Genomic DNA, 21,473 nt, shown 5'->3' with positions numbered 1-21,473 from the left:
AGCTGGTTCACAGGTAGCCGGACCGCGGCCGCCAGCCCGGGACCTCCGATGCTCCGGTGGCCTGCGCGAATGCGAGGATGACCCGGTGAGTTCCAAGCCCGTCCTGCGTGTGCGCAAACCCGGTGCGCTGCTGGTCGCCGCGGTGATCGCGTTCGTCGGCACGATCCCGCTGGCCGGCGCCCGCTGGTCGCTGGCGCCGCTCCTGCTGATCCCGCTGGCCGTGGCGGTGTGGGCGTGGCGCGCCGGTACCGACGTCTATCCCGACCGGCTGCGCGTCAGGGCGCTGTTCGGCACGACGACCGTGCCGTGGGACCGGGTGGCCGAGCTCGCCCCGGACCCGCGCGGACGGGTGTCCGCGCTGCTCACCGACGGCACGGTGATCCGCTTGACCGGCGTCAACCGGGACGACCTGCCCGCCGTGCTGGCCGCGGCCGGGCACGAGATCAGCACCCCGCCGCAGGCGGACTGAGGCGGCGTGATCCGGGGCGCCGGAGCTGTCGGGCACCGCCGCTACCCTGGTCTGGTGGACGAGGAGATCGCATGATCCCGCGCCGTGCCGCTGCGGGCCCGACGACCCGGCGGGCCGGTGCCGCGCTGGCGGCGGTGGGGGCGGTGCTCGTCCTCGGTGCGGGGTGCAGTTTCGGGCCGCCCGATCCCGACCAGGCAGGTCAGCCGCCCAACCTGCCCCCGCCGTCGGCCGCCACCAGCGGTGATCCGGCAGGCAGCCAGGAGGTCGCCGTCACGGTGCTGGCGAAGGACCTGGAGGTCCCGTGGGGCATGGCCTTCCTGCCCGACGGCGCGGCCCTGGTCACCGAGCGGGACACCGCCCGCATCCTGCGGGTCGGGCCGGACACCGACGCCAACGGGCTCAAGGTCACCGAGGTGCAGCGGCTGGCCGACGTCGAGGCGGGCGGCGACGCCGGGCTGCTCGGCATCGCGGTCTCCCCGCGGTACGCCACGGACCGGACCGTGTTCATCTACTACACGACGGCCAAGGACAACCGGGTAGCCAGACTGACCCTGGGTGGCAAGCCGCAGCCGATCCTCACCGGCATCCCCCGCTCGCCGGGCGACAACGGCGGCCAGGTCGCGTTCGGCCCCGACGGCTACCTGTACGTGGGCACGGGCGACGCGACCACCGGCACCCAGGCGCAGGATCCGAAGAGCCTCGCCGGCAAGATCCTGCGGATCACCACCGACGGCAAGCCCGCCCCGGGCAACCCCAAGGACTCCCGCGTCTGGTCCTCGGGCCACCGCAACGTACGCGGCCTGGCCTGGGACTCCGGCAAGCGGATGTACGCCAGCGAGTCCGGTCAGAAGACGTACGGCGAGCTCAACGTGATCCAGAAGGGCAAGAACTACGGCTGGGGCAAGGTCGAGGGCGACGCCAACAACCCGGCGTACGCCGACCCGCTGGTGAGCTGGCCGATCGCGGAGTCGAACTGCGCGGGCGTGGCCGTGCTGGAGCACATGGTCGCCTCGGCCTGCCTGCTCGGCAAGCGGCTCTGGCTGGCCGACACCACGGGCAACGGCACCCTCATCGGGCAGCCGCAGACCCTGCTCATGGGCGAGTACGGCCGCCTGCGCGCCCTGGCGACCGCCCCGGACGGATCGCTGTGGGTCGCCACCTCGAACCAGGAGGACGGCGGCGATCCCGGCCCCGACGACGATCGCATCATCCGCCTTGTCTTTGCCGACGGCGGCGCTGGTCGAAGTTAACGGTGACGACTGTTTCGCACGCGAACCCCCGGGGCACGGTGAGCCGTTAGATGACTTCCCTCCGAGACCTTCCGCGAGTCGTCCGGGCCGCGATCGCGCGCGTCCTGGGCACCGTGTGGGGCCGGCGTGTCCTGATCAGCGCCGCGGTGGTGCTCGTCGCCCTGACCGGCACCGTCCTGGGCACGATGCTGCTGGCGCAGACGCACATCGACGTGGGGCCGTTCCGGGCCGAAATGTCGATCACGCCGTCGTTCAAGGGGGGCACCGAGGTCGACATCCCGCCCCTCGGCTCGCTGCACCTCGACAGTCACGACGGCCCCATTCACCTCAAGGTCAACCTCGGGTCGCTGGATCAGAACCGGACCGAGGCCCTCGTCAACGACCCCACCGCCATCACCGTCACCGGCAAGCGCGCGGTCGACGAGGTGACCGCGGGTGTGCTGCGCCTGGGCCTGCGGGCGCTGGGCGCGGCCCTGGCCGGGGCGATGCTGCTGGCCGCGCTGATCTTCCGTGACTTCCGGCGGGTCGCCTGGGCGGGCGTGACCGCGCTGGCGGTGACCGGTGGCAGCCTCGGCCTGGCGGTCGGCACGGTCCGCCGTGACTCGATCGCCGAACCCCGGTACGAGGGCCTGCTGGTCAACGCCCCGGCGGTGGTGGGTGACGCGCGCCGGATCGCGGACAACTACGGGCGCTACGCCGACCAGCTCCAGCAGCTGGTCAGCAACGTCAGCCGGATCTACACCACGGTGTCCAGCCTGCCGGTGTACGCCCCGCAGGCGGACACCACGCGCATCCTGCACGTCTCCGACCTGCACCTGAACCCGTCGTCGTGGGGCCTGATCCGCACCGTGGTCAAGCAGTGGAACATCGACGCGGTGATCGACACCGGCGACATCGTCGACTGGGGCAGCAGCCCGGAGACCTCGTACGTGTCCGCGATCGGGCAGGTGGGTGTGCCGTACATCTATGTGCGGGGCAACCACGACTCGACAGCGATCCAGGCGGCGGTGGCCCGGCAGCGCAACGCAAAGGTGCTCGACAACTCGGTGATCACGATCGACGGCCTGACCATCGCGGGCATCGGCGACCCCCAGTTCACCCCGGACAAGTCCGAGACCCCGCCCGCCGTCGACGGCTCCGGCGTCTCGCCGCTGCAGACCAGCGGTGAACGGCTGGCCACCACGATCCGCAGCGCCAACCCGCCGGTGAACGTCGCGCTTGTGCACGACCCGGCGATGGCGGGGCCGCTGTCCGGTGTCGTCCCGCTCGTGCTGTCCGGGCACAAGCACCAGCGCGAGGTGAGCATGTTGCCGGCGCCGTCCCCCACGGTCACCCCGACCGCGACGGCGGGTGCGACGCAGCCGACCGCCGCGGCGGCGAGTACGACGCAGGCACCGCGGATGACGACGCGGCTCATGGTGCAGGGCTCGACCGGGGGCGCCGGGCTGCGCGGGCTGGAGCACGAGGAGCCGACGCCGCTGACGCTGTCCGTGCTCTACTTCGACGAGCAGCACCAGCTGAAGGCATACGACGACATCCAGCTCGGCGGCACCGGCCAGTCCAACGTCACCGTGCAGCGCAACGTCATCGGCGGCCCGGAGCCGACCACCACCACGCCGAACCGCAGCGCAGCCACGCCGTCGGTCAGCCCGTCACGCTGAGCGCCTCGCGCTGCCGAGCGTTCAGCCCTCGACGCCGAGGCGGGAGAGGATCAGTTCGCGGACGGTCTTGGCGTCGGCCTGGCCCCGCGTCGTCTTCATGACCGCGCCGACCAGCGCCCCGGCCGCCGCGACCTTGCCGTCACGGATCTTCGCCGCGACGTCAGGGTTCGCGGCGATGGCCTCGTCCACGGCAGCGGTCAGCGCACCCGTGTCGGAAACCACCTCGAGACCGCGCGCGGCCATCACCTCGGCGGGGTCACCCTCGCCCGCCACGACACCCTCCAGCACCGTACGCGCCAGCTTGTCGTTGATCTTGCCTTCGTCCACGAGTGCCTGCAGCTGCGCGACCTGCGCCGGGGTGGCCCCCACCGCGGACAGCTCGACGCCCGTCTCGTTCGCGCGCCGGGCCAGCTCGCCCATCCACCACTTGCGCGCACCGGCCGGGCTGGCGCCGGCGGCGATGGTCTCCGCGATCAGGTCCACCGCACCCGCGTTGACCACCGACTGCATGTCCAGCTCGCTGAGGCCCCAGTCCTCGCGCAGGCGGGCCCGCCGTACGCTCGGCTTCTCCGGCAGGGCGGCCTTGAGCTGCGCCACCCAGGCCGGGTCGGGCGCGATCGGCACCAGGTCGGGCTCGGGGAAGTAGCGGTAGTCCGTGGCGGTCTCCTTGGAGCGCCCCGAGGTGGTGTCGCCGGTGTCCTCGTGGAAGTGCCGGGTCTCCTGGGTGATCGTGCCGCCGGCGTCGAGCACCCCGGCCTGCCGGATGATCTCCGACCGGACGGCCCGCTCGACCGAGCGCAGCGAGTTCACGTTCTTCGTCTCGGTACGGGTGCCCCACGGCTGGCCGGGCAGGTTCAGCGAGGTGTTGACGTCGCACCGCAGCGAACCCTGCTCCATGCGCACGTCCGAGACGCCGAGCGAGCGGATGATGTCGCGCAGCTCCGCCACGTACGCGCGGGCGACCTCGGGGGCCCTGGCCCCGATGCCGGGCACCGGCTTGGTGACGATCTCGACCAGCGGGATGCCGGCCCGGTTGTAGTCGACCAGCGACTCGGTGGCCCCGTGGATGCGCCCGGTGGCGCCGCCGACGTGCAGCGTCTTGCCGGTGTCCTCCTCCAGGTGGACCCGCTCGATGCCGATGCGCACGGTCTCGCCGTCGATCTCCACGTCGACCCAGCCGTCGGTGCACAGGGGCTCGTCGTACTGGCTGGTCTGGAAGTTCTTCGGCATGTCGGGGTAGAAGTAGTTCTTCCGGGCCATCCGGCACCAGGTGGCGATCGAGCAGTTCAGCGCGAGACCGATGCGGATCGTGGCCTCGATGCCGAGCCGGTTGGCGACCGGCAGGGCCCCGGGCAGCGCCAGGCAGACCGGGCACACCTGGGTGTTGGGCTCCGCGCCGAAGACCGTGGGGCAGCCGCAGAACATCTTCGTCCGGGTGCCCAGCTCGACGTGGGTCTCCAGGCCGATGACCGGCTCGTACCGGCCGACGGCGTCGGAATACGAGGGCAACGCGATGGTGGTCATGCGGTGAACTCCCAGCGACCTGGACCCGGCGACTGACGGGCTCCAGCCTAGTGGGCCCCACCGACCGAATTTCCGCTGACCCGGCGTATCCCCGGGGGTTGCGGTCGATTGGGTACGGTTCCGGGTCATGCACCGCAGGAGTCTGGTCGCCACACTCGTCGCCGCCGCACTGGTCGCCGGCTGCACCGACAAGGCGGAGAGCGCCCCCGCGCCACCGGCGGCGCCGGCCAACGCGCCGGTGATCGACTACGCACAGTGGCGGGCGGGCACGTCCGCGCCGGTGGCCGATCCGCTCTACCCGCGGCTCGGCACCTCCGCGCTCGACGTGCTGCACTACGGCCTCGACCTGGCCTGGCAGCCGGCCACCCGGACACTCACCGGGACCGCTACGCTGCGCATCCGCCCCGTGGTGGACGCCGCGCAGATCAAGCTGGACTTCAAGCCGTACCGGCTGGACCGGGTGAGCGTGGACGGCGTCGCCGTCCCCGGCGCGGCGGTGACCGCGGAGAAGCTGGTGGTCCCGGTCGCGGTGCGCAAGGACAAGCCGGTCACCCTGGTGGTGGCGTACCACGGTGCGCCCAGCACCACCCCGATGCCGTCACACCGCACCGACACCGAGCCGCTGGGGCTGACCGTCACCAGGGACGGCGCGCTCTGGACGATGCAGGAACCGTACGGCGCGTACACCTGGTATCCGGCCAACGACCAGCCGTCCGACGAGGCGCTCTACGACATCGCGGTGACCGTGCCGAAGGGCTGGTCGGCGGTGGCCGCCGGCACCCCGGCCGGGCGCCGCGGCAACACGTTCCGGTACCGCAGCACGGACCCGGTCGCGACGTACCTGCAGACGCTGGCCGTGGGCCGGTATCGCAAGCTCACCGCGACCGGGCCGCACGGCGTGCCCCTGACGTACTGGTATCGCCCCGGCACCGACGAGAAGCTGGTGCCGTCGCTGCGCAAGTCGCCGCGCTTCCTCTCATTCCTGGAGAAGCGCTTCGGGCCGTACCCGTTCCCGACGGGCGGCATCGTGCTGGTCGACTCGGCCTCCGGCATGGAGACCCAGCAGATGATCACCATGGGCGGCAAGCTCACGAAGCCGGACCCGGCGGGCTTCGAGGAGGACCTGCTGCACGAGTACGCGCACCAATGGTTCGGCGACTCCGTGACCCCCACCACCTGGAACGACCTGTGGCTCAACGAGGGCTGGGCGATGTACGCCCAGTTCCTCTACGAACAGTCGGTGGAGAAGTTCTCCGACGAGCAGCTGGAGCAGTCCCTGCGCACGCGAGACGCCGAACTGCGCGCGAAGCTGGGGCCGCCCGCGCACCCGAAGGCGGCGAACTTCGCCGAGAGCAACGTCTACATCTGCCCCGCCGCGATGCTCAAGGAACTGAACGACGCGCTCGGCGACACGAAGTTCTTCGCCCTGGCGACGGCGTGGGTCCAGACGCAGCGGAACACTCAGCAGACGCGGGCGTCGTTCACCGCGTTCGTGAACAGGCAGACCGGCCGCGACTTCACCGCGCTGATCAACGCCTGGCTGGACTCACCGTCCACCCCGCACTGACGGCGGCCCGGGCGAGCCCGGGCCGCCGAATTGCTAGAGCGCCGGCGGGGTGAGCGTGCCCACCGCGGACTCCAGCGCCGCGGCCACCCGGTACATCCGGTCGTCGGCCATCGTCGGCGCCATCACCTGGAAACCGACAGGCAGCCCCTCGGACAGCCCGCACGGCACCGAGATCGCCGGGCCGCCGTACAGGTTGGTGGGGATGGTGAACAGGTCCGCCAGGTACATCTGGTACGGGTCCGAGGTCCGCGACCCGAACGGGAACGCCACGAACGGCGTGGTCGGCGAGATCAGCGCGTCGACCCGCTCGAACGCGGACGTGAAGTCGCGGGTGATCAGCGTACGGACCTTCTGCGCCTGCCCGTAGTACGCGTCGTAGTAGCCGCTGGACAGGGCGTACGTGCCGAGGATGATGCGGCGCTTGACCTCGGCGCCGAACCCGGCCTCCCGGGTCAGCGACATGACCTCCTCCAGCGAACGGTTGCCGTCGTCACCGACCCGCAGGCCGTACCGGACGCCGTCGAAGCGGGCCAGGTTGGACGAGCACTCGCTGGGCGCGATCAGGTAATACGCGGGCAGCGCGTACTGGAAGTGCGGGCAGGACACCTCGACGACCTCGGCGCCGAGCTTGACCAGCTTCTCCACCGCCTCGCGGAACGCGGCCGTCACGCCGGGCTCGGCGCCCTCGCCGGAGAACTCGGTGACCAGGCCCAGCCGTACGCCGGTGAGGTCGCCGGTGGCGCCCTGCCGGGCGGCCGCCACCACGTCCGGGACGGGCTGCGGGATGGAGGTGGAGTCGCGCGGGTCGTGCCCGGCGATCACGGAGTGCAGCAGTGCGGCGTCCGCCACGGTGCGCGCGCACGGGCCGGGGGTGTCCAGCGAGGACGAGAACGCGATCAGGCCGTACCGGGACGTGCCGCCGTAGGTGGGCTTGGCGCCGACCGTGCCGGTGACGGCGCCGGGCTGGCGGATCGAGCCGCCGGTGTCCGTACCGATGGCCAGGGGTGCCTCGTAGGCGGCCAGGGCCGCCGCGCTGCCGCCGCCGGAGCCGCCGGGGATGCGCCCCAGGTCCCACGGGTTGTTCGTCGGGCCGTAGGCCGAGTACTCGGTGGAGGAGCCCATGGCGAACTCGTCCATGTTGGTCTTGCCGAGCATGACTGTGCCGGCCGCGCGCAGCCGCTCGACGATGGTCGCGTCGTAGGGCGGCCGCCAGCCCTCAAGGATCTTCGAGGCCGCGGTGGTGGGCACGCCGCGGGTCGCGACGATGTCCTTGACCGCGACCGGCACCCCGGCCAGCGGTCCCAGCTCCGCACCGGCGGCCCGCTGCTCGTCCACGGCCCGCGCGGCGGCCAGTGCGCCCTCGCGGTCCACGTGCAGGAAGGCGTGCACCCGCGGCTCGACCGCGTCGATCCGGTCCAGGTGGGCGGTCGCGACCTCCACCGCCGAGGCGTCGCCGCCGGAGATCAGCGCCGCGACCTCCGTCGCGGTCATCCGCGTGACGTCACTCACGGCTTCAGTCCTCCTCGTCCAGGATCCGGGGTACGCGGAAGCGGCCCTCGGCGGTGTCCGGCGCCCCGGAGAGCGCCTCGGCCTGCGTGAGGCACGGCTGCTCGACGTCGTCGCGGTACACGTTGGTCAGCGGTACGGAGTGCGAGGTCGGCGGGATGTCCTCGGCCGCCACCTCACCGACCCGGGCGACCGACTGCAGGATCACGTCGAGCTGGCCCGCGAACTGATCCAGTTCCTGCTCGGTCACGGCGAGCCGCGACAGGCGCGCGAGATGCGCTACCTCTTCGCGGGAGATGGCGGTCATCGTGCCCCCTGCTGGTCATCCGGTACGGCGCTCGGCCTCGATACGGCGATCATCGGCGTCGCCGCCGACCCGAGCGAGTCTATTTCGCCCGGCTGCCGGGCCGTCCGGCGACTCCCGATTCCTGGGCGGTCGTCGCCGTGAGGGCCCCGGCCGCCCGGCCGGGGCCGGTCGTGGGCTCCGGTTCGCTCATGTGGTCGGGACCGGGCGCAGCGGGCGGTACCGGGCCAGCCAGCCCAGCAGGTCGTCGGCGGGCATCGGACGGGCGTGGAACCAGCCCTGCGCGGCGTGGCAGCCGACCCGGGCCAGCATCCGCCAGGTGCTCTCGTCCTCGACCCCCTCGGCCACCACCCGCAGGCGCAACGCCTCCGCGAGGTCGATCACGGAACGGACGATCGCGGCGTCGCCACGGTCGGCGACCATCCCGAGGACGAAGGAACGGTCGATCTTCACCTCGGACAGCGGCAGGCGGCGCAGATGCTGCAACGACGAGTACCCGGTGCCGAAGTCGTCCAGGGAGATGGCCACGCCCATCCGGTCCAGCCGGGTGATCGTGGTGAGCACCCGGTGCGGATCCGCCATCAGGGCGCTCTCGGTGATTTCGAGCTGCAGCAGGCTCGCCGGTACGCCGTAGCGGCGCAGCAGGCCGTCGACCCGTTCGGCGATCTCCGCGCTGTGCAGGTCGCGCACGCTGACGTTGACCGCGGCCCGGACCGGGCGGCCGGCCACCTGCCACGCCGCGAGCTGCGCGACCACCTCGTGCAGCACCCGCGCGGTGAGCAGGCGCATCACCGGGGTCTGCTCGGCGACCCGGATCAGTTCCTCGGCGCCGACCAGGCCGCGCCGGGGATGCTGCCAGCGCAGCAGCGCCTCGACCCCGACGACCTCACCGGTCGCGATGGCGATCTGCGGCTGGTAGAAGAGCTGGATGCCGTCGTCCGCTGGCCCCGCTGGCCCCGCTGCTCCCGCGGCCGACCGCATCCGAGCCGAGCCCATCCCCGCCGACCCGACCCCGGCCGACCCGATGTCGGATGGGTCGGTGCCGGATGGGTCGACGCCCGATGGGTCGACGCGGTCGGCGCGGCTGCCCGGCGGCGGGTCGAATGTGCTCGGGTGCTCGCGCAGGGCACAGCGCAGGTCGGCCAGCAGGGTCAGCCGCTCGGGCGAGTGGTGCGCCGCGTCGGGGCCGTACACCGCGATCTGGTCGCCGCGCTGCTTGGCGTCGTACATGGCCGCCTCGGCCTGGCGCAGCAGCGTGGCGGCGTCGCCGGGGTCGGCGGCCCCGCCCGGCGCGGGCGCCCGCAGGGCGATCCCGATCGTGGCGCTGACGTCGACCGCCAGGCCGTCCAGGTGGAACGGCCGGTTCAGGACCTCGGCGAGATGCCCGGCGACGGCCCGCGCCGCCGTGGGCCCGTCGACGCGCGTGGCCAGCACCGCGAACTCGTCGCCGCCCAGCCGGACCAGCAGGTCGTGGGTGGGCACGGCGGCGGCGAGCCGGTCCGCCACCTCGACGAGGAGCCGGTCACCCCGCGGGTGCCCCAGCGCGTCGTTGACATTGCGGAACCGGTCGAGGTCGAGCAGCAGCAGCGCGAGTTGCCGCTGCGGACGCCGCACGCCGCCCTCCCCGCTCCCTTCCGCGACCGCGGCCGCCAGGCTGCGGCGGTTGGGCAGGCCGGTGAGGGCGTCGATGCGGGCGGCACGCTCGTACTCGCCGGCCGAGCGGACCATCCGGTGTACGGCATGCAGCGCGAGCAGGACCAGCGGCACGAGCACCAGGCCGACCTGCGCGGCGGCCAGCACCACCGGGCCGAGCAGCAGCAGCGCGGCGGTGGCGAACAGTTCCACCCCCCGGCGCTCGTGGTGCCGGGGCCGGCCCCCCTCGGAGCGCCACTGGGCCGCCAGGGCGGCGAGGCCGTACCGGGCGCCGATCCAGGCGGCGGCCGCGGCGACGGTCAGCACCGCGTCGTCCCAGTGCGGCGCCGGGTCGAGGCGCAACCCCGTCGCGGCGGCGACCAGCGACGCCCCGGCCAGTGCCCCGGCGTGCTGCACGGCCAGGTGCGGGACCCGCCGGACCGGTCGGCGCATCCGTACCCCGGCGACGGTGACGGCCACCAGTTGCGCCGCGACGGCGGGCAGGAAACCCCAGGCGAGGGCGATCGCGAAGGTGAAACAGATGGAGGGCAGTACGACGGAGCTGGCGCGCCGGTTGGCCAGCACGTACGGCCGGGCGTCGACGGCGACCGCGAGCACGGCCATCGCCCAGTACGCGGGCGGCAGCGCCGCGAAGGTGTCCTCCGCGACCATCCACAGTGCACCGTCGACCACGACGGTGCCGGCGGCCGTGACGAGGATGCCGCGCCACTGGGGCACGGCGGGCCACCGCAGGGAGCCGGGCACCCGCGGCCCGTACGGCTCGGGACCTGCGGCGCCCGGACCGGACCGGCCGGGGTTCGCCTCGGGGAGCGGGCTGCCCGGCGCGCGGCGCGGTTGTGCGGCACCCATGCGACCTCCCCGATGGTGGCGGACCGACCGATCCCCCTCACCATAGATCCGCATGGACAAAACGACGCGAAACAGGCTCGTCGCTACCAAACTCACATGCGTGGGCTACCGCCGAAGACCCACTTTTTCACCCGATAGGGTCCTCACTCCTTGTCACTCGGAGGGGCCAGCTCGGCGACCTGGCGCGCCGCGTCCGGGCCGTCGGCCAGCAGCACCGCGAAGCCGTCCTCGTCCAGCACCGGCACCTTCAGCGTCAGTGCCTTGTCGTACTTGCTGCCGGGGTTGTCGCCGACCACCACGAAGGCGGTCTTCTTCGACACCGAGCCGCTGACCTTGCCGCCCCGCGACGTGACCGCCTCGGTGGCCTGGTCGCGCGAGTGGTTGGCCAACGTGCCCGTGACGACCACGGTCAGGCCCTCCAGCGGGCGCGGGCCCTCGTCGCCGCGCTCGTCGGCCATCCGCACCCCGGCCTCGCGCCACTTGCGCACGATGTCGGCGTGCCAGTCCACCGCGAACCACTCGCGCAGGCTCTCGGCGATCGTCGGGCCCACGCCGTCCACCGAGGACAGTTCCTCTACCCGCTCCTCGCGCACCGCCGCCTCGATCGCCTCCATCGAGCCGAAGTGCCGGGCCAGAGCCTGGGCCGCGGTCGGGCCGACGTGCCGGATCGACAGCGCCACCAGCACCCGCCACAGCGGACGCTGCCGGGCCTCGGCCAGGTTGTCCAGCAGCTTCACGGCGTTGGTGCCGAGGCTGCCGTCCTTGTTGACGAAGAAGGGCGCCGTCGCCAGCTGCTCGGCGGTGATCGCGAACAGGTCGCCCTCGTCGGTGATGATGGCGGAGTCCAGCAGCGCCTGGCCCGCCTTGTAGCCCAGCACCTCGATGTCGAAGGCGCCCCGGCCGGCGAGGTGGAACACCCGCTCCCGCAACTGCGCGGGGCAGGACCGGGTGTTCGGGCAGCGGATGTCGACGTCGCTCTCCTTGGCGGGGGCGAGCCCGGTGCCGCACGCCGGGCACTCGGTCGGCATCACGAACCGGCGCGCGTCCGCGGGGCGCAGATCCATGACCGGGCCGAGCACCTCGGGGATGACGTCCCCCGCCTTGCGCAGCACGACCGTGTCGCCGATCCACACACCCTTGCGCTCGACCTCGCGGGCGTTGTGCAGGGTGGCCAGGGCGACCGTGGAGCCCGCGACCCGCACCGGCTCCAGCACCGCGAACGGGGTCACCCGCCCGGTACGCCCGACGTTGACGTCGATGTCGAGCAGCTTGGTGGTCACCTCCTCCGGCGGGTACTTGAACGCGATCGCCCACCGGGGCGCGCGGCTGGTCGAGCCCAGCCGGCCCTGGATCGCCACCGAGTCCACCTTGACCACCACGCCGTCGATCTCGTGCTCGACGTCGTGCCGGTGCTCGGCGTAGTAGTCGATGAACTCCCGCACCCCGGTCATGTCGCCGACCCGGCGCCACCGGTCACTGGTCGGCAGACCCCACGCCTTGAGCTGCTCGTACGCGTGGGACTGCGACGTGGGCTGGAAGCCCACCCGGGCACCGATGCCGTGCACCACCATGCGCAGCCCGCGTGACGCCGTGATCCGGGGATCCTTCTGGCGCAGGCTGCCGGCCGCTGCGTTGCGCGGATTGGCGAACGGTGCCTTGCCCTGCTCGACCAGCGACGCGTTGAGATCCGCGAACGCCGACGCCGGGAAGTAGATCTCGCCGCGCACCTCCAGCAGCTCCGGCGGATCCTCCCCGGCCAGCCGCTCCGGGATCTCGCGGATGGTGCGGACGTTCGACGTCACGTCCTCGCCGGTGCGCCCGTCGCCGCGGGTCGCCCCGCGCACCAGCCGCCCCTTCTCGTACGTCAGGTTGATGGCCAGGCCGTCCACCTTCAGCTCGCAGATGAAGTCGACAGGGCCGCCCGCGTCGCGCACCGTGCGCTCGGCCCAGGCGGCCAGCTCGTCGGCGTCGAAGACGTTGTCCAGCGACATCATCCGCTCGGCGTGCTCGACCGGAGTGAACTGGGTGGAGAACGTCCCGCCGACGTTCTGCGTCGGGGAGTCCGGGGTGCGCAGCGCCGGATACCGCTCCTCCAGCTCCTCCAGCTCCCGCAGCAGCCGGTCGAACTCCGCGTCGGAGACCGTCGGCGAGTCGAGCACGTAGTAGCGGTACTGGTGGCCGCTGACCTCGTCGCTCAGCTCGGCATGCCGGGCGCTGGCCTCGGCGGTCGGCTCGGCACCGGCCGCGGCCACCTGCGCGGCGGTGGGATGCCCCTCGGCGATCTCCGCGGCGACCGCGACGCCGGCGGACGACTCCCGCGTCGCCGCGTCGCCGGACTGCCGGCCGTGCGACACCGCGCCCGTCGCGTCCTGGGACGCCGAGCCTTTGGACACCGAACTCTTGGCCACCGGGGAACCCTCCGTCATCCGTGCTTCCACCAGCACGTTAGTCGGCACGTACGACAGTTTGCGGCTGCCGGAGCCGGATCTGCGGAGCGTCAGACCTCGGCCAGGCGGCGGCCCGCGTCACGGCAGGCGGCGAGCACGGCCCGGACATACGAGTCCGTCGCCCCGGCCAGACCGCAGGCGGGGGTGACCACGACCTGCGCGGCCAGCCGCTCCACCGGGAAACCGAGGCGCGTCCACAACGTACGGATCCGGTCCGCGACCCCGGCCGAGGTGGGCGCCCGCCCGGACGACGGCGGCCGGGTGGCGGCCGCGCCCGCGAACAGGCCCAGACCGGCGTCCAGCGCCTCACCGAGCGGGTCGAGACCGGACAGCAGCGACAGGTCGAGGGCGACACCGGCGGCGCGGGCGTCCCGCACCACATCCAGGGGTACGTCCGGCGCACAGCAGTGCACGACCACCGGCGCCCCGGCCGCCTCCACCACGGTCCGCAGGGCACTCGCCGCGTCGGGCCGCTCCACCGCGCGGTACGCGCTCAGCCCGCTCTCGGTCGGCACCCGCCCGGCCACGACCGCGGGCAAACCCGGCTCGTCGACCTGCAGCAGTACGGCCGCGTGCGGCAGCCGCTTGCGGACCTCGGCGACGTGGCGCCGCAGCCCCTCGGCCAGCGACCCGGTGAGGTCACGCACGGCACCGGGATCGCGCAGCAGCCGCCCGCCGATCGGCAGGTCGAGGCTCGCGGCCAGCGTCCACGGCCCGGTGGCCTGCAGCTTCAGGGTCCCGGCGTACCCGTCGCCCTGCTCGGTGAGCTGATCGAGGTCGCGTTCCCACAGGTCGGCCGCGCGGCGCAGGTCGTGGCCGGGCCGGCGGGCGATCTGCCAGCGTCCGGCGTAGAGCTGCACCGGCAGGTCGACGAGCAGCCCGGCGCCGCGCCCGATGATGTCCGCGCCGGGGCCCCGTTCGGGCAGCTCGGCGAGGTGCGGCAGGTCCGGCAGCTCACCGAAGATCAGGCGCTGCGCCTCGGCGATGTCGGTGCCGGGCAGCGAGCCGAGCCCGGTGGCGGCCCCGGCCGGCCAGGGAAAATCAGGCACCGGCCGCGGCCCCCGGAACGTCCGCCTCACGAGACGACCTCGTCGCCGGGGCGTCCGCGTCGGGCGACAGGCCCGCCGTGATCGTCGCCGAACCGAGCACGATGTCACCCGCCGGATCGCGCTGGTACGCGACGATCGCCTGCCCCGCCGCGACCCCGCGCGCGGGCTCGCGCAGCCGGGCGGTCAGCTCGCCCCCGGCCACGGTCACGTCGGCCGCGACGACCTCCCCGTGTGCGCGCAGCTGCACGTCGCAGGCCACCGGGGTGGTCGCGCCGTGCCAGATCGTTCGGGTGGCGGTGACGGTGTCCACCGCCAGGTCCTCGCGGGGGCCCACGGTCACCGTATTGGTCTTGGGAGTGATCGACAGGACGTAACGGGGCCGGCCGTCGGGGGCGGGCACCCGCAGGTCCAGGCCCTTGCGCTGGCCGACCGTGTAGGCATAGGCGCCACGGTGCTGGCCGAGGACCGCGCCGGAGTGCGCGTCGACGATGTCGCCGGGCTCCTCTCCGAGCTGGCGCGCCAGGAAGCCGCGGGTGTCGCCGTCGGCGATGAAGCAGATGTCGTGCGAGTCGGGCTTGTCGGCCACGGCCAGGCCGCGCTCGGCCGCCTCCGCGCGGACCTGCGCCTTGGTGGAGTCACCCAGCGGGAAGACGGCGCGGTCCAGCTGGGCGCGGGTCAGCACGGCCAGCACGTACGACTGGTCCTTGGCGATGTCGACGCTGCGGCGCAGCAGGCCGTCCGCGCCGAGCCGGGCGTGATGTCCCGTGACCACGGCGTCGAAACCCAGGGCGACCGCCCGGTCCAGCACCGCCGCAAACTTGATCTTCTCGTTGCACCGGAGGCACGGATTCGGGGTACGGCCGGCCGCGTACTCGGCGACGAAGTCGTCGACCACGTCGGCGTGGAACTGCTCGGCCATGTCCCACACGTAGAACGGGATGCCGATCACGTCGGCGGCCCGGCGGGCGTCCCGCGAGTCCTCCAGCGTGCAGCAGCCGCGCGCCCCGGTCCGATAGGTCTGCGGGTTGCGCGCCAGCGCCAGGTGCACCCCGGTGACGTCATGCCCGGCGTCCTTGGCGCGCGCGGCGGCCACGGCGGAGTCCACCCCGCCGGACATCGCCGCTAGTACACGCATTCCTCCAGCCTATCCGCCCCCGGGACCGGCACCCACACCGGCGACCGCAGCGTTCGGAGGGGTCCACCGGGAGCCGGCGGCCAGGGGGCCTCAGCGGGGAGTTTTCCAGGCGGTGGCGCGGCGCGCGCGCTCCACCGCGCCGGGCAGGGCGGACAGCAGGACGTCCACGTCGTCGGCGGTGCTGGTGTGGCCGAGCGTGAAGCGCAGCGACGACCGGGCCCGGTCGTCGTCGGCGCCCATGGCCAGCAGCACGTGCGACGGCTGCGCGACCCCGGCCGAGCAGGCCGAGCCGGTGGAGCAGGCGATGCCCTGCGCGTCGAGCAGCAGCAGCAGGGCGTCGCCCTCGCAGCCGGGGAACGAGAAGTGGGCGTTGCCGGGCAGCCGGTCGTCGGCGGCGCCGTTGTACACCGCGTCCGGCACCGCGGCGCGTACCCGGTCGACCAGGTCGTCGCGCAGCGCCGCGACGCGGGCGGCGTACTCGGGCTGGCGTTTGACAGCGGCCTCGACCGCCACCGCGAACGCCACCACGCCGGGGGTGTCCAGGGTCCCGGAGCGCACGTCGCGCTCCTGCCCGCCGCCGTGCAGCAGCGGGGTGCAGCCGACGTCGCGGCCCAGCAGCAGCGCGCCGACCCCGACCGGGCCGCCCAGCTTGTGGCCGGTGACGGTGAGCGCGGATACCCCGCTGGCGGCGAAGTCGACAGGGACCTGCCCGACCGCCTGGACGGCGTCGGTGTGCAGGGGTACGCCGGACTCCGCGGCGAGCGCGGCCAGCTCGTGGATGGGCTGGACCGTGCCGACCTCGTTGTTCGCCCACTGGACGCTGACCACCGCGACGTCGTCCCCGCGCTCGTCGAGCAGCTCGGCGAGGGCGGCGGACGCTACCCGGCCGGAGGGCTCGACGGGCAGCCAGTCGACGTCGGCGTCCTCGTGGGCGCCGAGCCATTCGACGGAGTCGAGCACGGCGTGGTGCTCGACCGCCGATGCGGCGACCCGGGTCCGACCGGGTCCGGCGGCCCGCCGCGCCCAGTAGATCCCTTTGGTGGCGAGGTTGTCGCTTTCGGTGCCGCCGCTGGTGAAGATCACCTCGGAGGGCCGGGCGCCGAGCACCGCGGCGATGCGCTCGCGCGACTCTTCGACCATCCGGCGCGCGGTGCGCCCGGCGGCGTGCAGGGACGACGGGTTGCCGATCATCCCGGCCGCCGCGACGTACGCGTCGAGCGCCTCGGGAAGCATCGGCGTGGTCGCCGCGTGATCCAGGTAGGCCATCACCGGAAAGCTTATGCCCCCGCCGTCGATGCCACCCGGGCCGCATACGCGCCCGGCCCCGGCGGAGGTAGCTCCGCCGGGGCCGGGTCGTGGCCGTGCCGGTGTTACTTGCGCTTGCGGATCTCCTCGGCGGCCTGCGGTACGACCTTGAACAGGTCGCCCACCACGCCGAAGTCGGCCAGCTCGAAGATCGGGGCCTCGGGGTCCTTGTTGATCGCCACGATCGTCTTACTGGTCTGCATGCCCGCCCGGTGCTGGATGGCACCGGAGATGCCCAGCGCGATGTACAGCTGCGGGGAGACGGTCTTGCCGGTCTGCCCGACCTGGAACTGGTGCGGGTAGTAGCCGGAGTCGACAGCGGCCCGGGACGCGCCGACCGCGCCGCCGAGCAGGTCGGCCAGCTCCTCTACCAGCGAGAAGTTCTCCGCGTTGCCGACGCCGCGGCCGCCGGAGACGACGATGGACGCCTCTGTCAGCTCGGGGCGCGAGCCCTTCTGCTCGGCGACCCGCTCGACGACCCTGGCCAGCTTGTCCGCGTCGGTGGAGGTGACCGTGAGCTGCTCGACCGCCGGGGTGGCGGGGGCGGCCTCCGGGGTCACCGAGTTCGGCCGGATCGTGACGATCGGCAGGCCCTTGGTGACCTTGGACTTGACGATCGTGGAGCCGGCGAAGACGACCTGGGTGGCGGTGCCGTCGGCCGCGACCTCGACCGCGTCGGTGAGCAGCCCGTTGTCGAGCTTGACCGCGAGGCGACCGGCGATCTCCTTGCCCTCCTGGGTGGAGGCCAGCAGGACGGCGGCGGGCTGGACCCGCTTCACCAGCTCGGCGACGACAGTGGCCTTGGGAGCCACGAGGTAACCGTCGATCTCCTCGCCCTCGGCCGCGTAGATCTTCGCGGCGCCGAACTCACCCAGCTTGTCGGCGAACTGGGCGGCCGCACCGGCACCGCCGAGCACGACCGCGGAGACCTCGCCCAGACCGCGGGCGATGGTGAGCATCTCGAGCGTGACCTTCTTGACGCCGGCTGCCAGGGAGGCTTCGACGACGACCAGTACTTCAGCCATTGCGGGCCCCTCCTCAGACGAACTTCTCGGTGGCGAGGAACTCGACGAACTGCGTGCCGCCCGTACCCTCGTCGGTGATCTTGGTGCCGGCGGACCGGGCCGGGCGCTTCGCGAACTCGACCACGGCGCTGGTCGCCCCGGCCGTGCCGACCTCGCCGGCGCTGACGCCCAGGTCGGCGAGGGCCAGGCCCTGCACCGGCTTCTTCTTCGCGGCCATGATGCCCTTGAAGGACGGGTAGCGCGGCTCGTTGATGGTGTCCCACACGCTGACCACGGCGGGGGTGGCCGCGGTGACGACCTCGTAGCCCTCGTCGGTCTGCCGCTCGATGGTGAGGTTGGCGCCGTCCACGGTGAGCTTGCGGGCGCCGGTCAGGGCGGCGATGCCGAGGCGCTCGGCCAGCATGTGCGGCAGGACCTGGACCCGGCCGTCCGTCGACTCGGCGCCGCAGAGCACCAGGTCGGCGTTGAGGGTGCCGAGGGCGGCGGCCAGCACCTTGCTGGTGGCGACCGCGCAGGAGCCGTGCAGCGCGTCGTCCTGCACGTGAACGGCCTTGTCCGGACCCATGGACAGGGCCTTGCGGATGGACTCGGTGGCACCGGCGGGACCCATCGTCAGGACGGTCACCTCGCCGCCGTGCGCCTCTTTGAGCTTGAGCGCCTCTTCGATGGCGTACTCGTCCATCTCGTTGATGACGTTGCTAGCCGAGGCTCGCTCGACGGTGTTGTCGCCCGGGCTCAGGGTGCGCTCGGCACCGGAGTCGGGTACCTGCTTGACCAGTACGACGATGTTCATCGCGCTTCGACGACCTCCTGTTTACGAACGCCCACGGCCACGTGTCACCCCGGAAAGGTTACCCGCCAGTAGCTAACTGGTCTCCGCCACCGAGAGTGACTCACCTCACGAGCTTGGATCACCTTTTCCCCTGCATCTGCCGACCCATCCTCCCCCACGGCCGAATGGCGCGGTCCGCGGGCGGCCCCGAAACTGAACGGTCGATAATCTTTGCGTGCTCGACGACCTGAAGCAGTGGTTCGACCCGGGGCGGACCACGCGGGTCGGCAAGACGCCGGACTACCGCTTTTCCCTGGCCAACGAACGCACGTTCCTGGCGTGGATCCGCACCGGCCTGGCCCTGATCGCAGGTGGGCTGGCGTGCGCCCAGTTCCTGCCGCCGCTGCCGATCGCCCACCTGCGCGAGATCATCGCGGTGTCGCTGCTCGTGCTCGGCGCACTCGTCGCGCTGCGGGCTGTCGACCACTGGGCCCGTACGGAGCGGGCCATGCGGCTCGGCACGGACCTGCCCCGGTCCCGGTTCCCCGCGGTGCTGGCCATCGTGGTCGCCGCCGGGGCGCTGCTCCTGATGGTCGCCGTCCTCATGCGGGCCCTGCGATGAGCGCTCCGGACTCGGGCGACGACCACGGCGCCTCGGCCGAACGCACCCGGCTGGCGTGGCGGCGCACCGGCCTGTCCGCCACGGCCGTCGCCCTGCTGATCCTGCGTACCGTCTTCGCACCCGGACCGGGCGCCGCCACGGTGCTGGCCGTCGCCGCCGCGATGGGCGTCTGGGCCACTCTGGTCGCGCTCGGCTACCGCCGGGTCCACGGACTGATCGCGCGACCACCCCGCCCCGGCAGCCGCACGGTCGTCGCGTACGCGCTGCTGTGCGCGAGCTTCGCGGCCTTCGGTGCCGTGGTCGTCCTGGCCTGATCGATGACGTACGGGTCGGGCCGCGTCATCATTGCCTCATGGTCCGGTCGTTCATCTTCCTGACCGCGGTGCAGCTCGTACTGCTGGTCCTCGCCCTGATCGGCGCCCTGTCCGCCGACCGGGTCCGCAACCTGCCGCGCGCCCTCTGGGTCCTGGTCATCCTGCTGATACCGCTGCTCGGAGCGATCGCGTACTTCTTCTGGGGGCGACCGCTGCCCGCCCCGGCGGAGGGCCGCCCGGTCCGCCGGAGCACCGCGCGGCCCGCCTCCCCGGACGACGACCCCGACTTCCTGCGCTCGATGAACACCGAACAGGCCCGCCGCGACCGCGAACTGCTCGCCCAGTGGGAACGCGAGCTGCAGAAACCCGACGACGAGTAGCCGCTCAGGCCAGGTTGGACGACCGCGGGTACGCGTCCGTCGGGTCGGTCAGCACGTTGACCAGGTACGGCACACCCGCGTCGAACGCCCGCTGCAGCGCCGGGCCCAGATCCGCGGACTTCTCCACGGTCTCCCCGGCCCCGCCCAGCGCCCGGACCACGTCGTCGTAGCGCAGGCCCGGCTGCAGGTCGGCCGCGACGTCGTAGCCGTACATGGCCTGCATGGGGTGCTTCTCCAGGCCCCAGATGCCGTTGTTGCCGACCACGATGACCACGGGCAGCTTCTGGCGTACCAGGGACTCGACGTCCATCAGGGAGAATCCGGCGGCGCCGTCGCCCATCAGGACGCAGATCTGCCGGTCGGGGTAGGTCACCCTGGCGCCCATGGCGTATCCCATGCCGGTGCCCAGGCAGCCGTACGGGCCGGGGTCGAGCCAGGTGCCGGGCTGGGCGGGCTCCAGGTAACGGCCCGCGTACGAGACGAAGTCGCCACCGTCGCCGATGGTCACCGCGTCCGCGGCCAGCACGCGGCGCAGTTCGCCGTAGATGCGCGCCGGGCGGATCGGGTCGGTCTCGGCGGCCATCGCCTCGGCGTCGCGCGCCTTCGCCGCGTCCTCGGCTGTGCGCAGCCCCGCCACCCAGTCGGTGTGGTCGGTGCGGCTGCCCGTGTGATCGGCGAACGCGGTGAGGATCGCCCGCAGGTCACCGGCCGGTGAGGCGGCCGGGGTCACGTGGGTGGCGCGCTGGCTGGGCGCGTCCACGACGTGCACCACCTGCGCGTCGCCGAACTCGCCGAAGCCGAGCCGGAAGTCCAGCGGGGTGCCGACCACCACGACGACGTCGGCGCCGTCGAGGGCGGGGCGCCGGGCCCGGGCGAACGCCAGCGGGTGGCCGGGCGGCAGCGCGCCCCGGCCCATGCCGTTGGTGAACACCGGCACCTGCAGCGCCTCGGCGGCGGCGCGCAGTGCGTCGACCGCGTCGCCGGTCCAGACGTCGGAGCCCGCGATGATCACCGGACGCTCGGCGCCCGCCAGCAGCGCGGCGGCCCGGGCCACCTCGTCGGGGTCGGCCTCGATCACGGGTACGGAAGGAGCGGGCGCGGCCGCGTCACCGGAGGAGAACAGCACCTCGAGCGGCAGATCCAGGAAGGCGGGGCCGCGGTGCGCGGTCAGCGCCGCGTCGAGGGCGCGGGCCACCTCCGCCGGGATGGTGTCGGTGTCGGTGACCGTGGCCGCGTACTTGGTGACCGGGGCGACCAGCGGGATGTGGTCGATCTCCTGCAGGCTGCCCGCGCCCCAGCGGAACGCGGGTGCCCGGCCACCCATCACGAGCACCGGGGAGGCGTTGAAGAACGCGCTGGTCAGGCCGGAGATGCCGTTGGTGACGCCGGGACCGGCGGTGAGCACCGCGAGGCCGGGACGGCGTTGCAGCTTGGCGACCGCCTCGGCGGCGAACACTGCGGACTGCTCGTGCCGGACGTCGTAGAGGGGGAAGCCGGATTTGTGCGCTGCGTCGTACAGCGGGAAGACGTGGCCGCCGGAGAGGGTGAACATCTCCGTGACGCCGTACGCCCGCAGGGTCGCCAGCGCGAGATCTCCGCCGTGGCCCTCGATCTTGTCCGCCATGTCCGCTCCCGTCCTTG

The 21,473-nt window shown here is 73.0% G+C and carries 18 protein-coding genes; 7 read left to right on the top strand and 11 right to left on the bottom strand.

Annotation, left to right across the window (positions count from 1 at the left end):
• Nucleotides 1-85 precede the first annotated feature (85 nt).
• The 3 genes from ACMCNN_RS05075 to ACMCNN_RS05065 all read left to right on the top strand — a co-directional run bounded on the left by ACMCNN_RS05075 (nucleotide 86) and on the right by ACMCNN_RS05065 (nucleotide 3,380).
• Complete coding sequence (locus ACMCNN_RS05075; protein ID WP_412745009.1) at nucleotides 86-469, top strand: PH domain-containing protein; 384 nt, start codon at nucleotides 86-88, stop codon at nucleotides 467-469.
• Nucleotides 470-540: 71 nt separating this feature from the next.
• Complete coding sequence (locus ACMCNN_RS05070; RefSeq protein ID WP_412745008.1) at nucleotides 541-1,719, top strand: PQQ-dependent sugar dehydrogenase; 1,179 nt, start codon at nucleotides 541-543, stop codon at nucleotides 1,717-1,719.
• A 50-nt stretch (nucleotides 1,720-1,769) separates the two neighbouring features.
• Nucleotides 1,770-3,380 carry a metallophosphoesterase family protein gene (locus ACMCNN_RS05065; protein WP_412745007.1) on the top strand — a complete coding sequence of 537 codons (1,611 nt, stop codon included), beginning with the start codon at nucleotides 1,770-1,772 and terminating at the stop codon, nucleotides 3,378-3,380.
• Nucleotides 3,381-3,401: 21 nt separating this feature from the next.
• Here ACMCNN_RS05065 and gatB read toward each other — a convergent pair whose 3' ends face one another.
• On the bottom strand, nucleotides 3,402-4,904 hold the full coding sequence (gene gatB, locus ACMCNN_RS05060; RefSeq protein ID WP_412745006.1) for an Asp-tRNA(Asn)/Glu-tRNA(Gln) amidotransferase subunit GatB: 1,503 nt from the start codon (nucleotides 4,902-4,904) through the stop codon (nucleotides 3,402-3,404).
• A 127-nt stretch (nucleotides 4,905-5,031) separates the two neighbouring features.
• Between gatB and ACMCNN_RS05055 the strand changes: the two genes are divergently transcribed.
• The gene (locus tag ACMCNN_RS05055; protein ID WP_412745005.1) at nucleotides 5,032-6,471 is read left to right on the top strand and encodes a M1 family metallopeptidase; all 1,440 of its coding nucleotides are present in this window, start codon (nucleotides 5,032-5,034) and stop codon (nucleotides 6,469-6,471) included.
• A gap of 33 nt (nucleotides 6,472-6,504) precedes the next feature.
• On the opposite strand, the gene gatA is transcribed toward ACMCNN_RS05055, so the two are convergent.
• The 9 genes from gatA to ACMCNN_RS05010 all read right to left on the bottom strand — a co-directional run bounded on the left by gatA (nucleotide 6,505) and on the right by ACMCNN_RS05010 (nucleotide 18,537).
• Nucleotides 6,505-7,962: an Asp-tRNA(Asn)/Glu-tRNA(Gln) amidotransferase subunit GatA gene (gene gatA / locus ACMCNN_RS05050; RefSeq protein WP_412747061.1), complete on the bottom strand. Its 1,458-nt coding sequence runs from the start codon at nucleotides 7,960-7,962 to the stop codon at nucleotides 6,505-6,507.
• Between the two features lie 22 nt (nucleotides 7,963-7,984).
• Complete coding sequence (gene gatC / locus ACMCNN_RS05045) at nucleotides 7,985-8,284, bottom strand: Asp-tRNA(Asn)/Glu-tRNA(Gln) amidotransferase subunit GatC (RefSeq protein WP_412745004.1); 300 nt, start codon at nucleotides 8,282-8,284, stop codon at nucleotides 7,985-7,987.
• Between the two features lie 186 nt (nucleotides 8,285-8,470).
• Nucleotides 8,471-10,783 carry a putative bifunctional diguanylate cyclase/phosphodiesterase gene (locus ACMCNN_RS05040; protein ID WP_412745003.1) on the bottom strand — a complete coding sequence of 771 codons (2,313 nt, stop codon included), beginning with the start codon at nucleotides 10,781-10,783 and terminating at the stop codon, nucleotides 8,471-8,473.
• Between the two features lie 143 nt (nucleotides 10,784-10,926).
• Nucleotides 10,927-13,239 carry an NAD-dependent DNA ligase LigA gene (gene ligA / locus ACMCNN_RS05035; RefSeq protein WP_412745002.1) on the bottom strand — a complete coding sequence of 771 codons (2,313 nt, stop codon included), beginning with the start codon at nucleotides 13,237-13,239 and terminating at the stop codon, nucleotides 10,927-10,929.
• A 41-nt stretch (nucleotides 13,240-13,280) separates the two neighbouring features.
• Nucleotides 13,281-14,279 carry a methionine synthase gene (locus tag ACMCNN_RS05030; protein ID WP_412745001.1) on the bottom strand — a complete coding sequence of 333 codons (999 nt, stop codon included), beginning with the start codon at nucleotides 14,277-14,279 and terminating at the stop codon, nucleotides 13,281-13,283.
• Nucleotides 14,272-15,414 carry a tRNA 2-thiouridine(34) synthase MnmA gene (gene mnmA / locus ACMCNN_RS05025; protein ID WP_412745000.1) on the bottom strand — a complete coding sequence of 381 codons (1,143 nt, stop codon included), beginning with the start codon at nucleotides 15,412-15,414 and terminating at the stop codon, nucleotides 14,272-14,274. The genes ACMCNN_RS05030 and mnmA overlap by 8 nt, the downstream gene beginning before the upstream one ends.
• 90 nt (nucleotides 15,415-15,504) lie before the next feature.
• Nucleotides 15,505-16,680, bottom strand: coding sequence for a cysteine desulfurase family protein (locus tag ACMCNN_RS05020; protein WP_412744999.1), 1,176 nt, complete (start codon nucleotides 16,678-16,680; stop codon nucleotides 15,505-15,507).
• Between the two features lie 104 nt (nucleotides 16,681-16,784).
• Nucleotides 16,785-17,744: an electron transfer flavoprotein subunit alpha/FixB family protein gene (locus ACMCNN_RS05015; RefSeq protein ID WP_412744998.1), complete on the bottom strand. Its 960-nt coding sequence runs from the start codon at nucleotides 17,742-17,744 to the stop codon at nucleotides 16,785-16,787.
• A gap of 13 nt (nucleotides 17,745-17,757) precedes the next feature.
• The gene (locus ACMCNN_RS05010; RefSeq protein ID WP_412744997.1) at nucleotides 17,758-18,537 is read right to left on the bottom strand and encodes an electron transfer flavoprotein subunit beta/FixA family protein; all 780 of its coding nucleotides are present in this window, start codon (nucleotides 18,535-18,537) and stop codon (nucleotides 17,758-17,760) included.
• Between the two features lie 214 nt (nucleotides 18,538-18,751).
• Here ACMCNN_RS05010 and ACMCNN_RS05005 point away from each other — a divergent pair, with 214 nt between their 5' ends.
• The 3 genes from ACMCNN_RS05005 to ACMCNN_RS04995 are packed head-to-tail and all read left to right on the top strand — an operon-like array spanning nucleotide 18,752 to nucleotide 19,832.
• Entirely contained in the window at nucleotides 18,752-19,138 is a 387-nt protein-coding gene (locus tag ACMCNN_RS05005; RefSeq protein WP_412744996.1) for a YidH family protein, read from the top strand.
• Complete coding sequence (locus ACMCNN_RS05000) at nucleotides 19,135-19,452, top strand: DUF202 domain-containing protein (RefSeq protein ID WP_412744995.1); 318 nt, start codon at nucleotides 19,135-19,137, stop codon at nucleotides 19,450-19,452. Before ACMCNN_RS05005 ends, ACMCNN_RS05000 begins: the two co-directional genes overlap by 4 nt.
• Before the next feature lie 38 nt (nucleotides 19,453-19,490).
• On the top strand, nucleotides 19,491-19,832 hold the full coding sequence (locus tag ACMCNN_RS04995) for a PLDc N-terminal domain-containing protein (protein ID WP_412744994.1): 342 nt from the start codon (nucleotides 19,491-19,493) through the stop codon (nucleotides 19,830-19,832).
• A gap of 4 nt (nucleotides 19,833-19,836) precedes the next feature.
• Here ACMCNN_RS04995 and ACMCNN_RS04990 read toward each other — a convergent pair whose 3' ends face one another.
• Nucleotides 19,837-21,456 carry an acetolactate synthase gene (locus ACMCNN_RS04990; RefSeq protein ID WP_412744993.1) on the bottom strand — a complete coding sequence of 540 codons (1,620 nt, stop codon included), beginning with the start codon at nucleotides 21,454-21,456 and terminating at the stop codon, nucleotides 19,837-19,839.
• Nucleotides 21,457-21,473: the final 17 nt, after the last annotated feature.

The organism is Krasilnikovia sp. MM14-A1004 (genome assembly GCF_047159485.1).
Taxonomy (GTDB): Bacteria; Actinomycetota; Actinomycetes; order Mycobacteriales; family Micromonosporaceae; genus Actinoplanes.
The sequence above is the reverse complement of the archived record's forward strand: the minus strand, read 5'-3'. Positions and strand labels throughout refer to the sequence as shown.